Here is a 14,736-nt window from a genome sequence, read left to right as displayed (position 1 = left end):
TAACTGACTGGCATTAAGCTCTTAGCTTGCTTTTTGTTCACTGATAGAAATCAATATAAAACGCTGTTTACTTGAGCGTTTCTTTACGCTCATTGTAATAGTCAATTAAGTCGTCAATGGCCTGCTGACAGTATTCTTTAATACCTGAAACCAGCATGTGCTTTTCGCCGAAGCCTACTTTTTTACCTTGGCTCAACAACTCAAAACGAAGGATTATTTTTCCGCGCTTACCCTCGTAGCTAAAGTCTGGCTCCGCAGCTTTAAGAGACACTTCAGAAACATCTAATGTGTCCAAGTGAATTGACATTGACTCGTAGATCACCATAGGGCGAGCTGGATTGATCATGACTTCCTGCTGGCCCATTAGGGGGATAATCACATGTGGAAACGCTTTACCTGAAAAAGCCACATAATTTTTGATAAGACTTTCTACCAATTCAGGACACTGTTTACTCTCGCCTGAACGTTTCACAGAAAGCATGACTTTTTCATTTGAGACGATATCAAAAGCTGCGCTCGCTTGGGGTAACTCAAGCTGAGATGTCTCATCTACCATGCCAGAGAAAGTAAAATGCATGTCTTCACTTACACCATACTTATCCAACACCAAAGAAAACAGTAAATCTCCTGGGACACAAAACTTCTTCGCATCAATGTCGTGTAAAGGGTTAAAGTCGTCCGCAACTTGCTTTGCGAATTGACTGCCTTGTTCACGGCTAATCACAAGTTTATTGGTTTCTTCTTGATAGTACGGTGTAAGCATAGTTAACTTCTTTCTTGCATGAAAATCGCGCTATATTAGCAGAAATAAAGCACAGAGAGGTCATATCTGTGCTTTTGTATTGTAACTTTTGGTTTCAAAAGGCTTTTTATAAACACCAGAATAAAATGATGCTACTAATCCTGCGGTATTGCTCCTCTGAATATGACACAAAAGTATTCTCACCTATAGACGAAACATACGGGAAAAATTAAAGCAGTGCATTGAGTGGCTCCAGACCCCAAACATATAGGATAAAAGCGACCAATAATAAAAATATGACGTAGGCAACCCATCCTTTCCTCATTCGAGGCGCTGCAGTATCGATATCATTTTTCCCCGTCAGTAGTGGCTTAATCAAGTTAACTCCTTTGACCCGATACACCATAATCGCAACTATGTGTATGGCAATTGCTACCAACAAAATATCAATATTGAGACGATGAATATCACCTGCGATTTCAGCTAACTCATAACTGATATACGTCACAAGCGGACCTTCCATAAGAATGTCATCAGTCGTCATTAGACCTGAAATCAATTGAGTAAAAACCAGAACAAAGAACAGGAGTACCATCACGCTACCGGCAGGGTTATGACCTGCATATGAAAATTTAGACTTTAACGCTGCAAAGATATGCTTAGGGTGATGAAATAAACTACTCAGTTTGGCCGTATCACTACCAATAATTCCCCAGATCATGCGGGTTATCATAAGTGCCAACAACAGGTATCCCACAACAAAGTGCAGGTCTAACCACCCTTCTTCACCAGAGAAATATAAAACAGTAATCCCCACCACGAGTAACCAGTGAAAACCACGAATAAATCCATCCCAAACTTTTGTCATAATCGCCCCAAATGACAGTATATTCTGCCCAAAGGTTACCTGAGCAACGCCGCAAAAACGATGCTTTTATCAAATTTGATGCGATTTTATTGTGATAAACCAAACAAGGAAGGATAACTAACGTGAAGAATACCTGTGACGGGTTGCTTTATGGTACGGCTTAAATAAGCCGTACCTCGATAGGTCGGGTTATATTATAAGCTTTCGCGAATAATTTTACTGCTTTTTTCTAATGTCACGACTTGTTGCTCCCCTAACGCTGTCATACCATGCCTTTCAAGCTGCTCGGTGATTTTGTTAACCGCTTCCTCACCTATGCCATAATCGCTCAGGCGCGTTTTCATATGTACGCTATTGAAAAACTGTTCAGTTAACTCAATCGCCGATGCTATTGCATTGTCTTCATCGGTGATATCTAAGCCAAGTACACGCTCGGCATATTGTAGTAACTTGCCACGTTTTGCCTCTTTTTGCTCTGTCATCATTCTTGGTAGAATAATAGCCAAGGTCTGCGCATGGTCCAGACCATACATCGCGGTGATTTCATGGCCGATCATGTGTGTTGCCCAGTCTTGTGGCACACCAGCACCAATTAACCCATTCAATGCCATTGTTGCCGACCACATAACATTAGCACGGACTTTATAGTCTACATCTTCCGATACCAGTTTTGGCCCCTCTTCCATTAAGGTCATCAACAAACCTTCAGCAAAACGATCTTGAACTTTGGCATCAACAGAATAAGTTAGGTACTGTTCCATTGTGTGTACAAATGCATCAACGACTCCGTTAGTGAGTTGTCTTTGTGGCAAGGTTTTCATTACTTGCGGGTCTAGCACTGCAAATTTGGGCTGGACGTGAACAGATGCAAATGGCAATTTTTCATGAGTTCCGCTGTTCGATACAACACTGAAACTATTTGACTCTGAACCTGTGGCAGGCAGTGTCAGTACAACTCCAATAGGCAGGGCTGCAGTTACCTCCGCACCTTTACTCAAAATGTCCCAAGACTCACCTGAAAAATTTGCCGCAGCTGCAATAAACTTACTCCCATCAATAACAGATCCGCCTCCCACAGCTAAGATGAAGTTGTAGTCTTCTTGTTCGATTTTTGAAACGGCTTGCATGCAAGTTTGATAAGTTGGATTCGGCTCAACCCCAGCAAACTCTCCCCAGCTGAACTCTCTAAGTGCTTCACTTACCTGTTCGTAAATACCGTTCCTTTTGATACTTCCTCCACCATAAACAACCAGTACTTTTGCCTCTTTTGGTATCGCTTTGGTAATTTCAGCGATTTGATTCTCACCGAAAAAAATTTCTGTTGGATTATAAAAATTAAAGTTCAGCATACTTGCCCCTACTATGACGACTTGTTTTCTTTGCGCTCAGTGTAAAGAGATAACCCACTAAGATCATTAATCAGATCGCAAATCACTTTTGCACACATGCAACAATGAATTAAAATAAGCCATTATATTTGCAGTATGAGAAAGGGATATGTGGCAAGGCTTAGACATTTTTCTGGCTATTGTGGAGCATGGCAGCTTTAGTAAAGCAGCACAAGCACTCGATGTATCAACATCACACGTCAGTAGGCAGATCCAACAATTGGAACAAAGGCTCGGTACCGTGCTTTTACAACGTACAACCCGCAGCATAAACCTCACAGATGAAGGTATTGCTTACGCAAGCAAATTGAAAGTGATTCAGCAGGAACTCGTCGACGCGAACAATGAGTTACAAGGGGTACAACATACGCCTAAGGGCCCAATCAGGATTACTGATGCAGGAGACTTCATGGCAAATCGAGTCGCACCAGCGATTGCGCAGTTTTGCAAACGCTATCCACAAGTCAATATCCATATAGATTTCAACGCCAGAAATGTCGATTTAATAGAAGACGGACTTGATCTCGCGATTCGCTTCGGCAGATTACAAGACTCGAGATTAATCGCGAGAAAATTGAGCTCACGCAATATGATGTTACTCGCCAGCCCCGAGTATTTACAAACTTCCCCTCCTTTGAACACCCCTTTAGATTTACACCACCACAATTGCTTGATTGCACTCTCAAACCGCTGGCGCTTTCACCTTAACAGTGGAATAGAAGAGGTAAAAGTAAATAGTAATTGGCGCAGTAACAATCCTCAGGCAATCATTCATGCTTGTAAAGCCGGGCTGGGTATCGCCCACCTCGCCGAAGATATTGCAGCCGACCATATTTCCAGCGGAGAACTCATACCACTACTGGCAGAATATCAAGTGAGCGACAATGCTTCTTGGCTTATTTATCCACGTAAAGATCTTATCCCATTAAGAGTTCGTCTACTGATTGATTTTCTGCTCGACTGGTTTAAATAACCAACTTACTTGCACAAGCTAGTCAAATCACATACCATTTAAATCGCACACGATTTAAATCTAGAGAGATAGAATAAAATGATATACGAATTTGAAGCGAATACCTTACAAGGTACTCCGTATAATTTTGCCAGCTTAAAAGGCAAAGTAGTACTTATAGTCAATACTGCAAGTAAGTGTGGTTTAACACCGCAATATGAAGGGCTTCAGCAACTACACAGTGAGTTATGTGAACAAGGCCTTGAAATCATCGGCTTCCCCTGTAATCAATTTGGCCAACAGGAGCCTGGCAGCGCCACTGAGATACAGAAAGGTTGTTTGATAAACTACGGTGTCGATTTCACAATTATGGAAAAAGTTGATGTCAATGGCCAACAAGCACACCCGCTCTATCAATATCTAAAGTCTGCTTTACCTGGATTATTAACCAATAACATTAAGTGGAATTTTACTAAGTTTTTAATCGGCAAAGATGGTCAACCTTTACATCGCTACGCACCCACGACAAAACCTGAAAAGATCAAAGCTGACATTTTAAAAGGGTTACAGGCCTAACAATGAGCGTGAAGTTCCCCGATCTAAATTTGGATAAGCAGTTGTGCTTTAGCTTATATGCCGCTTCAAGGCAGGTTACACGTTTGTACCAACCTCTACTCAAACGCCATGATTTGACCTACCCACAATATATTGTGTTATTAATTTTATGGCAAACTGACGGGGTCATGGTCAAAGACATTGGTCACCAGTCTCAATTAAAAAGCAATACACTCACCCCACTTTTAAAACGCTTAGAACAAAACGGGCTAGTGAGCCGCAAGCGTGCAAAGGAAGACGAAAGGCAGTGTTATGTATTTCTGACCGACAAAGGAAAAGCCCTTGAAAACGAGTGTGCTTGTATTCCAATGGAGATGATGGGTCAAACAGACATGTCACTGGATAAATTGATGCAACTAAAGTCGCTATTAGATGAGTTTTTACAGCTACAAGAAAAGCATGGCGGGTGAATACCCGCCATGGACTGAGCAGTTTGACTTACCCAATCGTTGGGTATTCACGATACGCTTTCTCTAGCTTCTTCGCTTGCTTTTTCGAGACGCCAACATGGTTTAGAGCCACTCTCAAGCGTGCTCTTGAAAGATCTGAACCGAGTACTTCCATCGCATCAACAACGGACGTTGAAGAGGTTTTACCCGTTATAGCGACAAATATTGGTTCTAAGAACTCTTTAATCTTTAACTCGTGGAATGTCGCTACACTTTTTGCGATGGCAAAAATCTCAGATTTATTCCAGCTACGCAGCTTTTCCAATTCCCAGATAAAGAACTGTAATGCCTGAGTAATAACCGCATCATCCGCTTTGCCCACAGTTAACAGGGCAGGATCATAACTTGGAATACCACCAACAAAGTGACCTGCAAGGTCCACTAAGTCAGAAAGCGTATTAATACGAGTTTTCGCTTCAGGTAAAACACGCGAAAGTGTTTCTGTATTAAACTTCCAATCTACGAAGCGTTGGATCAGTTCTTCATCTGTTAAGTTTTCACGGATCCAAAGACCGTTTAACCAACTCAACTTATCAACATCAAATACTGGGCCGCCAAGTGAAACGCGTTTCATATCGAAGTGCTCAATCATCTCAGCTAGTGTGAATTTTTCACGTTCATCCGGCATTGACCAGCCCATACGACCTAAATAATTTAATACAGCTTCTGGTAAGAAACCCATTTCTTTATAGTAATTGATCGAAGTCGGGTTTTTACGCTTTGATAGTTTAGACTTATCTGGGTTACGTAGTAACGGTAAATGACCTAATACAGGAGCTTCCCAGCCAAGATCTTCATACAACTTCAGAAGCTTAGGTGCAGAGTTGATCCACTCTTCGCCACGGAAAATATGGCTGATCTGCATGTGATGATCATCAACCACGTTTGCCATAAAATATGTTGGGTAACCATCAGCTTTTAACAGCACTTGCATGTCGACATTTTCCCATGGGATTTCAATTTCGCCACGTAAATAGTCGTTAAACTTGAAAGAGCCTTCCTCAGGGATCATCATACGGATCACATACGGCTTGCCTGCATCTAGGTTTGCTTGCACCTCTTCAGGCGTCAAACGCAATCCACGGCCATCGTACTTAGGACGTAAGCCTTCAGCCATTTGCTCTTCACGCATTTGATCGAGCTCCTCAGCTGTCGCAAAACAGTAAAAAGCTTTACCTTGTTCTACCAATTGGTGAGCAAATTTTTGATATAGCTCTGTACGCTCTGACTGGCGGTAAGGACCAAATTCACCACTCACATCAGGACCATGATCCCAGTTAAGACCTAACCAACGCAAGCTATCCATGATTGCTTGCTCAGATTCAGCCGTACTTCTTACCTGATCGGTGTCTTCAATACGCAATACAAATTCACCACCTTGCTGCTTAGCGAAACAGTAGTTAAATAGTGCAATATAAGCGGTACCTAAATGCGGATCACCCGTTGGTGACGGTGCAACACGTGTACGGATCGTCATGTTATTTCTCTTAAATTTTTCTAAAGTATTTTAGCTTCAATGCTAGCATAGGCTCACCCAGTGGAAAACCGCCAGCAATGCCATGCGCCACTAAGCAGACTGCTCTATGCGCTGCAGGTAATTTACAATATCACTTGACTCATATAACCAAGTTACATTGCCTTGCTCTTCAATTCTCAAACATGGCACTTTAACTTTGCCACCCTGCTCGAGTAGCTCTTGGCGGTGCGTTTGGTTATCTTTCGCATCGCGCGTCTCTAACTTTAAGCCCTCTCGTTTTGCAGCACGTCGAACTTTTACACAAAACGGACAAGCTTTAAATTGATAGAGCTTTAAGTTTTGTGTCAATTGATCAAGTTGCTGTTGAGCTTCAGCTGTACGTTTTTTACTGCGCGGGGCAAAAATAAAATCAAAAAGCAGGATAAGTCGACCAAGCAACCATCGGATCAATTTCATCAGTATTCTCCCAGTCAAAATTGCCGCTAGGATACCACAAACCTGTGTAACATACGCACAAAAGATATGCTTAATAATTGATTTCTATTTGTATAATGAGACGTACGTATCGCACTTAGAATAATTCGATGTTGGTCTCCGCTTTGGCTTGCCCTGCGATACCCAATTCTTCAAAGTCCACAACACGGTTACGACCGTGCTTTTTTGCATGATAAAGCGCAAGGTCGGCCTCATGCACCAACTCAGACACCTGGCAAATATCATCTAATAAAGTGAATCCAATACTAATGGTCAAATGATTAACTTGCGGAAAGCTAAACTCCGCCACCACGCTGCGTACCCGATTAAGCAGGTGACTCGCTTCATCTCCGTCATGGCTTTGAAACAAAACAGCGAATTCTTCTCCCCCATAACGAAATACAAAGTCTTCGGCTCGAAAGTTATCTTTTAACTGTTGCGCCACTAAAAGTAGTACCTCATCGCCGATTACATGACCAAAATTATCATTGACTACTTTAAAGTGATCAATGTCAAAAAGTGCCAAATACCAATGCCTTATCCCCTGTTGTTCACGCTCAACAATAAACCCATCACCCGTTGTGATCTCTATCACTTTGTCGTCAAAGGTTTGCCGATTTAAAAGCTGGGTTAGCGGGTCAATGCGACTCAACGCTAGTGTATTTAGCTGATGGTAAAAAACATTGATTAAGTGTCCTACCAAATAGCAGCGTGACATAGGGATCTTCTCGCCAATCCACAACAGCCCCATGATAGTTCTGTTTTTTCTCAACACGATACAATAGTGATTATCACCATGCAGGATCTGCTGGTTTTTTAACGTCTCCGCCCTCGCTATCAAATATTTCAAATCAGGCTGTTGAGCAACGGACGAAAGCGTAAGCAGTTTTAGCGTTTCTTTTTTAGACAAACTAGGTGCCAAATACATCGCAATAGGTATATCTGGCAACAATTCACGTAGTACGTACGCAATGCGTTTATAAAGATCATTTTCACTGCGCATTTGTTGCAAACTAATTGAGAACTCATGTCCGCATGGCGATATGTCCACACTTTAGCCTCCCAGTAAACTTACACTGTAAAGCTTAGCCCCTATCAACTAGGTTGCAACGTACTCAAGTAACACTAAATCATCTCTATGCATAACAACATTCGCACCTTGGTATCCTAATGCGTCGTTAATTTGAGCGCTGTGTAACCCTTTAATGCTTTGCATCTCCTTGTGATCAAATACTATTATACCCTTGGCAATGACCTTGCCATTTAAGTCTTTAAGCTCAATTAAGTCACCTCGGGAAAATTGACCACAGACATCGGTTACCCCTTTAGCGAGTAGACTGGCGCCATTTTTTATAACCGCATTTACTGCCCCTGGATCACATATGATAGCGCCGCTGCAACGAGGTCCTGATAAAATCCACTTTTTACGTCCACCCAAAGGAGTATCAAATCGAATGACTTTAGTGCTTTTGGTCAGATCATTTTGAATGTTAATAATCACATTAGGCTCTTCACCTTTTGCAATTATCGTTTCGATACCAGCGCGCTGGGCGATTTGTGCAGCCTGTAACTTCGTTGCCATCCCACCAGTTCCCAAAGATGTGCCAGAGCCACCAGCTAGCGCAATGATCTGTTCATCTATTTCCGCTACCCGCTCGATCAGTCGTGCATCGGGATTGTTTCTTGGATCTGCGGTAAATAGACCCGCTTGATCTGTCAACAACAAAAGTCGATCTGCGTTAGCTAAAATTGCAACCAAAGCAGACAGATTGTCGTTATCACCCACTTTTATCTCGGAAGTGGCCACCGCGTCATTTTCATTCACGATCGGAACAACATCGTGAGCTAAGATCTGTTCTAGCGTGTCTCGTGCATTGAGATACCGACTTCTATCGTCAACATCTGCACGCGTTAATAAGAGTTGAGCAACGGGAACATCAAACAACGAAAATAGGCTTTGCCAAAGGTGAATTAACTGCCCTTGACCAATAGCCGCCAACATCTGTTTTTCTGCAACCGAATTGCCGACATCTTTATCAAGCGCAGATCGCCCCGCAGCAACTGCACCACTGGAAACGATAACAACATGCCACCCCGCCTTTTTAAGCTCCACACATTGACGTGCTAAATCAACTAATCGAGGTTTGTTGAGATATAAGCTGCCTGCCGTCAATACACTGGTGCCCAGTTTTACTACTATGACTTTACGTTTAGCCATAAAAAAACACCTTCATTTAAATCGTAACTATTTTTATATCACGACCAGTATCAATTGGATACTTTCCAAACAAGCTGATATAGATTTATTCATGAAAAGTTCGCCAACCCATGTGGCATCCACTGTCAACATGCTAAAATCTATGCAATCTGTATATATGATCAATATCAAGCAGCTGACTCATCTTGCATGTCATACTTGTACTTGGAGGTAAATATATGAAAAAGCCAAATTATAAAAAGGAATTAATGATGCTGCCTTTGCTGCTTATCAGTATTGCAATGTGTATTGGCGGACATTTTATTTTGCAACCAAACTACCAAGATAACCGCTGGGCGGAATACAGCTTAGCGGCCTTACCATTTTTAATGTTTGCGGTTGTTATCATAGCGATCAAGCTAGCTATCAAAGCTGATAAAGATGAAGAATAAGCAATCGTTCTGTCAATTTCTTCATCGCTTTTTACAGCCCTAATCAATCCTGACTTATTTAAAAATAATAAATTCAACACTTGCTATTTAATATAAATAATGTACCTATAAGTCAATCTGTAACAATTAAAAATAAGGCTCAGTGTGAAACAGTTACTCTTCCTATGGCTCATAGCAGCCAGCCAGCTTTGTTATGCTCAATTTACAGTAATACACAATGTAAATGGTTATACACCGACTCGGGTGGGTGAGATTAAGCACTTTTCGACCATTGTCATAAGAGACGGTAAAGTTGTTAAAACCGGAGATAAAAGCACGCTAAAACAATACCCTCAAACTAAGCCTATCGATGGCAAAGGGTTAACTATGCTGCCTGGGTTAATTGATGCTCATGGCCACATTATTGGTTTGGGCAAAAATTTATCTCAATTAGATCTGAGAAACAGTACTTCTGTGGAACAGGTTGGCAAACGCCTTACAGATTATGCCAAAGCGAACACAACCGGCTGGATACTTGGTCGAGGATGGGACCAATCAAAGTGGACACCCAGCCGCTTCCCAACCGCGTCCGATCTAGACGAATATGTATCAGACCGTCCGGTCGTGCTAACTCGAGTAGATGGTCACGCAATCTGGGTAAATTCAAAGGCGATGGAACTTACGGGTATTCAAAGCACAGCAACCTCGCCTTCAGGGGGAGAGATACTCAGACTCAAAAATGGTCTGCCCAGCGGAATTTTCATCGATAAAGCGGAGCTACTGGTAACAAAACACATACCAACTCCTTCGCACAAACAAATAAATAATGCTTTAGATACTGCTGCTCAACACTTACTAAGCCTTGGAATAACGTCAGTTCATGATGCCGGTATTGATTATGCGACATGGCAACTATATCGGCAGCGAGCCAAAGCACAAACCCTCCCGTTACGCATTTATGCCATGCTTAGCGCCTCTGACCCCCTTTTAGATACAATGTTAAAAGCAGGCATATACAAAGAGCAAACTGATTACCTCTCCATTCGCAGTGTCAAAATATATGCCGATGGCGCCCTTGGCAGTCGTGGAGCTGCACTTTTATCTGAGTACAAAGATAGATCAGGGTATCGTGGTCTCATGCTAGAAAGCCAACCCAGCCTTGAGTCACTCGTCACTAAGAGTGTAATGCATGGTTTTAGTGCTCATACACATGCTATCGGCGATCGTGCTAACCGTATTGTTTTGGATAGCTACCAAAATGTATTCAAGCAATCGGGAGGGAAATTACTGAGAAATAGAATTGAGCACGCCCAGTTAGTTGATCTCGCTGACATACCAAGGTTTAAGCAGTTAAAAATCATTCCCTCTATGCAACCGGTCCACGCGACTTCAGATATGCACATGGCCGAACAACGCCTCAACAATTCTCAACTTCAGGGTGCCTATGCTTGGCAATCATTTCTGAAGCAAGGGGTCAAAGTCGCTGCGGGGTCAGATTTCCCTGTAGAACTTGCAGACCCCTTTGATGGACTTTACGCAGCGATTACACGAATGGACAAAACAGCACATCCAGAAGGCGGCTGGCGACATGCTGAGCGCTTATCAAAGCAACAAGCATTGCAAGCTTTTACGCTCGACGCTGCTTATGCTGCATTTCAAGAGTTTAAATTGGGTAGTCTTGAGCACGGTAAATGGGCTGATTTTATCTTAATAGACAACGACTACTTCAAATCCGATTTGAACTCTCTTTTATCAACACAAGTGCAGCAAACATGGATAGCTGGAGAGCGCAGATATCTGCGCCATTAATCTTTTGATTTAAGCAGTTTGATCAAGTGATATATATTGACCAATGCGAGTAGTCCATTGGTCAATACAACTGGCCACGCATTGATCATTGCACCATAAATGGTAAAGCAAATACACCCAGCCAAATTGAACCAACGTAATTTTGTTACATTGGTCATCATTAGTGATACCACTAAGAATACAGATGCAAGATAACCTAAATACTCCCAAGTCATTTGTTCTCTCCTCTTAGTTGGGTTAGCATTAAAAATAGCGACTACACTGAGCCTAAAAATTGGAACCTTTATTAAGGTCACAATGAAAAGTTTTTCACACTGCTGTGAATGGGATCAATACTGCAGTCGACCTATCGATTGCGTAAAATTTTAGTTCACAGAGTTGTAATTGATAAGGTACTTATCGCGTTAAGGAACCAATGCGACATAAACTCACAAAGAAGTAACGCGCATAGCACTTGAATAACGTTGTTCATGCTATCTTTATAATAATTTAATAAATAGGACAATTGTCCGAGAGCCAACCAGATGTTCCAATATCACTTTTCAACCACTTTGGTAGAGCAACTATTAAGTTTTGCTGGCAACAGCTTTCAACACCGCAAAAAAGAAATCTTGATCCACCAAGATGAGCCGTTGAGCAAACTCATTTTGGTCAGAAGCGGAACTGTCTCATTCAGCTATGATGTTGGTAATGGAAGGCGATTGCTACTTGGTCAGTTAGATTGCAACAACACCTTGATAGGTGAAATAGAAGCACTTAACAATCAGCCGTGTATTTACACAGTAAGTTGTCTCAGCGATGTGCAATACAACTTGATAGAATTAAAGCACTGGAGACAATTGTTACTCGAGCAACCTGAATTGAGTTTATACACAGCACAGACGATCGCAGCAAAGTTTACTGAGAACCAAAAAATAAACCTCGATAAATTGCTCCTACCACTGAGTTACAACATCGCAAAAGATTGCCTATTGAGAGCTGAAAATAGCCATCCAACTTTGCTTCGCGCGTATTCAACAGTCAGTGCCGAAGCAGAGAGATTTGCAACTACTGAACGGGCATATAGAAGAGTTGTCAGTGAGCTCGTTGAAAAGGGACTAATCGAAAGGACCAGTTCTGGCTTAAAACCAATAAATTTGGCACTTTTAAACGAATTTGTAGATAGCTTTTCGCAAATTTAATGACAGCAATATTATTGTTTTTTAACATTTTGAAGTTCAGATCCCAATTTGAGATCAATGTGTTATTATTAAAAGTGAATTTTCGGATAAAGTTAGAACTGTTCACTTGACGAACATTTAATGTACGCTTATCCTCTAATCACTAATTTGCATGCAGGGCAAGGCTGTCTTACATCTGCAATAGATTAGTTTAAAACTCTCAGTTTACTTGTATTTAAAGGAAAAGGTAAAAATCATGGGAAATAAAAATTTCAAGCTAACTAAACTTGCCCTAGCATTGGGTTTAACAGTAAGTTTAGCTGGCTGTTTCAGCGATAATGACAACGATGTTACTGTAACTCCGCCAGATCCGGATCCGGGCACAGTTACAGTTCCTTCACCTGATACACCAGCAGCTCTATCGTCTTACGTTTCTGTAAGTGTTACTGACAGTGCAACAGGCAATGTAGTAGACAACGCAACGGTTACATTTTTTGAAAATGGTGCAGCATCTACGAACGTTACTGACCTAGATGGTGCGGACATCGCTTCACAAACATCTACTGACGGCGCGTTTGCATTCAAGACTAAAGATGGTGTTACATCTTTAACTCTATCTGTTTCTGCTGCTGACTACCTTGAAGGCTCAGCGGTTGTTGACCTTAGTGGCGATGCAAGCGCAGTAAATGTAGCTGTTGACCTAGTTAGCAAAGCTAACCTAGCTGTAGCATCTCAGACTGATTTAGCAACAGCGGACGGTAAACTTGCTGCAGCACTTTCTGTTGAAGCTGAGGCAACAAATGGTGGTGCGAAGCTTGATATCCCTACAACCGTAACTCTACAAGATGCTGATGGCAACCCTATTTCTGGTACAGTTTCTGTAGAAGTAGCAACTGCTAACTTAACAGCTGAATCAGGCAAAGCAAGCGCAGCAAGCATTATCCCAGCGGGTCTAAACGCAGGTAACACTACAAATGTACTAAAACCTGCTGGTGTCATTACTGTAAATATCTCAGCGGGTGATACTGCTGTTAAGACGCTTTCTGAAGCGGTTACACTAACGACTAACTTCCCAGAAACATATACGAAAGCTGATAACACAGGCCTAGCTCAAAATGATGCGTTTGACGTATATGCATACGACGAAACAAAAGCATCTTGGAGCAAGCTAGACTCACAAGCTGTTGTTGCTGCTAAGTCTGGTACTGTATTCCCAGCAAGCTTTGAAACAACTCACTTCTCAAGCTTCGTACCTGTTGAAACAGTTACAGGCTGTTCTGAAGAAGTATCTTTCGCGTTTACTGGTGATGCAGTTCCTGCTTCTGGTTTAAACATGAAGATCGTTTCTAGCGTTGTTGACGAGACTAAGATTGTAAACAGTGCGTCTGGCGTACTATACGCACAAGGCACAGCTGGCGCAGCTGGTATCACTTCTTCTGCAACTGTTGATATACAAGTGTCTGACGCAAATGGAAACGTATGGGGTACAGACACAAACGTACAGCTATGTAACAGCAGTGCAACTCAAGCAGACATCGAAATTGCACTTGATGCGCCAGTTACATACGTAGACCAAGACTTCGGCCTAACATATACTTGTAGTAACACCGACCAACCTGACACGCAACTTGCATTCACTGGTGCACTAGTTCGTTACAACCAAGAAGGCAAAGCACCTCTAATTGCAGCTGAAACAAACGGCACATACGCACTAACAGGTCTTGTATCTGGCGCAAGCTATGAAGTATCTGTAATTCCAGTTGGTGTAGATGTAGGTGACGCATCACTAACTGTACCTGCTTTCACTGCTGCAGCAGGCGAAGCAGTTTCATTCAATGTTGCTCGTAGCAACTGTCAGTTCTCTGAAGTTACAGGTTCTGGTAGCTAATATTTTAAAGTAAACTGAACATAAAGCTGTGATTCATATCACAGCTTTTTTCTTTCTAAACCCTCACCTTTCTGCGCAACGGTTCTAACATAATATCTAATGATGCTTTGACAGTTTATGGGTACCTATCATATGCAGCTGTTCAACCCTAGGTTGCATTTATCCATTTAGATTGTGCAAACTCGCTTATTGACCTAGGTTTAAACGCACGTATTTAGATCAATAATAGTTTCGCTATGATATGAATCTAGCTTATACCAATTTAATTAAATTTCTGATCTAATAT

The 14,736-nt window shown here is 41.9% G+C and carries 15 protein-coding genes; 7 read left to right on the top strand and 8 right to left on the bottom strand.

The window, feature by feature from the left end; all coding sequences use genetic code 11:
- Positions 1 to 67: 67 nt before the first annotated feature.
- The 3 genes from N482_RS03555 to N482_RS03545 all read right to left on the bottom strand — a co-directional run bounded on the left by N482_RS03555 (position 68) and on the right by N482_RS03545 (position 2,959).
- Positions 68 to 763 (bottom strand): DUF3581 family protein, encoded by a 696-nt coding sequence (locus N482_RS03555; protein ID WP_063375774.1) that lies wholly within the window; start codon positions 761 to 763, stop codon positions 68 to 70.
- A gap of 208 nt (positions 764 to 971) precedes the next feature.
- Positions 972 to 1,610, bottom strand: coding sequence for a cytochrome b/b6 domain-containing protein (locus N482_RS03550; RefSeq protein ID WP_063375773.1), 639 nt, complete (start codon positions 1,608 to 1,610; stop codon positions 972 to 974).
- Positions 1,611 to 1,804: 194 nt separating this feature from the next.
- Complete coding sequence (locus N482_RS03545; RefSeq protein WP_063375772.1) at positions 1,805 to 2,959, bottom strand: iron-containing alcohol dehydrogenase; 1,155 nt, start codon at positions 2,957 to 2,959, stop codon at positions 1,805 to 1,807.
- Positions 2,960 to 3,107: 148 nt separating this feature from the next.
- Between N482_RS03545 and N482_RS03540 the strand changes: the two genes are divergently transcribed.
- From N482_RS03540 to N482_RS03530, 3 genes are all read left to right on the top strand, one after another.
- Positions 3,108 to 3,971 (top strand): LysR family transcriptional regulator, encoded by an 864-nt coding sequence (locus N482_RS03540; RefSeq protein ID WP_063375771.1) that lies wholly within the window; start codon positions 3,108 to 3,110, stop codon positions 3,969 to 3,971.
- 78 nt (positions 3,972 to 4,049) lie between these two features.
- The gene (locus N482_RS03535) at positions 4,050 to 4,526 is read left to right on the top strand and encodes a glutathione peroxidase (RefSeq protein WP_063375770.1); all 477 of its coding nucleotides are present in this window, start codon (positions 4,050 to 4,052) and stop codon (positions 4,524 to 4,526) included.
- A gap of 2 nt (positions 4,527 to 4,528) precedes the next feature.
- On the top strand, positions 4,529 to 4,975 hold the full coding sequence (locus N482_RS03530) for a MarR family winged helix-turn-helix transcriptional regulator (protein ID WP_063375769.1): 447 nt from the start codon (positions 4,529 to 4,531) through the stop codon (positions 4,973 to 4,975).
- Between the two features lie 28 nt (positions 4,976 to 5,003).
- On the opposite strand, the gene gltX is transcribed toward N482_RS03530, so the two are convergent.
- The 4 genes from gltX to proB form a co-directional block, all read right to left on the bottom strand.
- A complete protein-coding gene (gene gltX, locus N482_RS03525; RefSeq protein ID WP_063375768.1) occupies positions 5,004 to 6,491 on the bottom strand; it encodes a glutamate--tRNA ligase in 1,488 nt (495 codons plus the stop codon).
- Positions 6,492 to 6,581: 90 nt separating this feature from the next.
- Complete coding sequence (locus N482_RS03520; RefSeq protein WP_063375767.1) at positions 6,582 to 6,947, bottom strand: glutaredoxin family protein; 366 nt, start codon at positions 6,945 to 6,947, stop codon at positions 6,582 to 6,584.
- A gap of 115 nt (positions 6,948 to 7,062) precedes the next feature.
- On the bottom strand, positions 7,063 to 8,016 hold the full coding sequence (locus N482_RS03515) for a GGDEF domain-containing protein (protein WP_231100781.1): 954 nt from the start codon (positions 8,014 to 8,016) through the stop codon (positions 7,063 to 7,065).
- 48 nt (positions 8,017 to 8,064) lie between these two features.
- Positions 8,065 to 9,183 carry a glutamate 5-kinase gene (proB, locus tag N482_RS03510; protein ID WP_063375765.1) on the bottom strand — a complete coding sequence of 373 codons (1,119 nt, stop codon included), beginning with the start codon at positions 9,181 to 9,183 and terminating at the stop codon, positions 8,065 to 8,067.
- Between the two features lie 218 nt (positions 9,184 to 9,401).
- Between proB and N482_RS03505 the strand changes: the two genes are divergently transcribed.
- Both N482_RS03505 and N482_RS03500 read left to right on the top strand, forming a co-directional pair.
- The gene (locus tag N482_RS03505) at positions 9,402 to 9,614 is read left to right on the top strand and encodes a hypothetical protein (protein ID WP_063375764.1); all 213 of its coding nucleotides are present in this window, start codon (positions 9,402 to 9,404) and stop codon (positions 9,612 to 9,614) included.
- A 144-nt stretch (positions 9,615 to 9,758) separates the two neighbouring features.
- A complete protein-coding gene (locus N482_RS03500; protein ID WP_063375763.1) occupies positions 9,759 to 11,402 on the top strand; it encodes an amidohydrolase in 1,644 nt (547 codons plus the stop codon).
- Here the strand turns inward: N482_RS03500 and N482_RS03495 are convergent.
- Positions 11,399 to 11,617: a YgjV family protein gene (locus tag N482_RS03495; RefSeq protein ID WP_063375762.1), complete on the bottom strand. Its 219-nt coding sequence runs from the start codon at positions 11,615 to 11,617 to the stop codon at positions 11,399 to 11,401. The two genes, N482_RS03500 and N482_RS03495, sit on opposite strands and share 4 nt — an antisense overlap.
- 309 nt (positions 11,618 to 11,926) lie before the next feature.
- On the opposite strand from N482_RS03495, the gene N482_RS03490 reads away from it, so the two are divergent.
- Together N482_RS03490 and N482_RS03485 are read left to right on the top strand one after the other, a co-directional pair.
- A complete protein-coding gene (locus tag N482_RS03490; protein ID WP_063375761.1) occupies positions 11,927 to 12,583 on the top strand; it encodes a Crp/Fnr family transcriptional regulator in 657 nt (218 codons plus the stop codon).
- Between the two features lie 235 nt (positions 12,584 to 12,818).
- Complete coding sequence (locus N482_RS03485) at positions 12,819 to 14,450, top strand: hypothetical protein (protein WP_063375760.1); 1,632 nt, start codon at positions 12,819 to 12,821, stop codon at positions 14,448 to 14,450.
- Positions 14,451 to 14,736 lie beyond the last annotated feature (286 nt).

The sequence above is a fragment of the Pseudoalteromonas luteoviolacea NCIMB 1942 genome, from assembly GCF_001625595.1.
Taxonomy (GTDB): Bacteria; Pseudomonadota; Gammaproteobacteria; order Enterobacterales; family Alteromonadaceae; genus Pseudoalteromonas; species Pseudoalteromonas luteoviolacea_A.
This window is presented reverse-complemented; position numbering and strand designations above follow the sequence as displayed.

Excerpts from the sequence above, each read along its gene's own strand:
- N482_RS03555 (WP_063375774.1), bottom strand. The coding sequence starts at position 763 with ATGCTTACACCGTACTATCAAGAAGAAACCAATAAACTTGTGATTAGC.
- N482_RS03550 (WP_063375773.1), bottom strand. The coding sequence starts at position 1,610 with ATGACAAAAGTTTGGGATGGATTTATTCGTGGTTTTCACTGGTTACTC.
- N482_RS03545 (WP_063375772.1), bottom strand. The coding sequence starts at position 2,959 with ATGCTGAACTTTAATTTTTATAATCCAACAGAAATTTTTTTCGGTGAG.
- N482_RS03540 (WP_063375771.1), top strand. The coding sequence starts at position 3,108 with ATGTGGCAAGGCTTAGACATTTTTCTGGCTATTGTGGAGCATGGCAGC.
- N482_RS03535 (WP_063375770.1), top strand. The coding sequence starts at position 4,050 with ATGATATACGAATTTGAAGCGAATACCTTACAAGGTACTCCGTATAAT.
- N482_RS03530 (WP_063375769.1), top strand. The coding sequence starts at position 4,529 with ATGAGCGTGAAGTTCCCCGATCTAAATTTGGATAAGCAGTTGTGCTTT.
- gltX (WP_063375768.1), bottom strand. The coding sequence starts at position 6,491 with ATGACGATCCGTACACGTGTTGCACCGTCACCAACGGGTGATCCGCAT.
- N482_RS03520 (WP_063375767.1), bottom strand. The coding sequence starts at position 6,947 with ATGAAATTGATCCGATGGTTGCTTGGTCGACTTATCCTGCTTTTTGAT.
- proB (WP_063375765.1), bottom strand. The coding sequence starts at position 9,183 with ATGGCTAAACGTAAAGTCATAGTAGTAAAACTGGGCACCAGTGTATTG.
- N482_RS03505 (WP_063375764.1), top strand. The coding sequence starts at position 9,402 with ATGAAAAAGCCAAATTATAAAAAGGAATTAATGATGCTGCCTTTGCTG.
- N482_RS03495 (WP_063375762.1), bottom strand. The coding sequence starts at position 11,617 with ATGACTTGGGAGTATTTAGGTTATCTTGCATCTGTATTCTTAGTGGTA.
- N482_RS03490 (WP_063375761.1), top strand. The coding sequence starts at position 11,927 with ATGTTCCAATATCACTTTTCAACCACTTTGGTAGAGCAACTATTAAGT.
- N482_RS03485 (WP_063375760.1), top strand. The coding sequence starts at position 12,819 with ATGGGAAATAAAAATTTCAAGCTAACTAAACTTGCCCTAGCATTGGGT.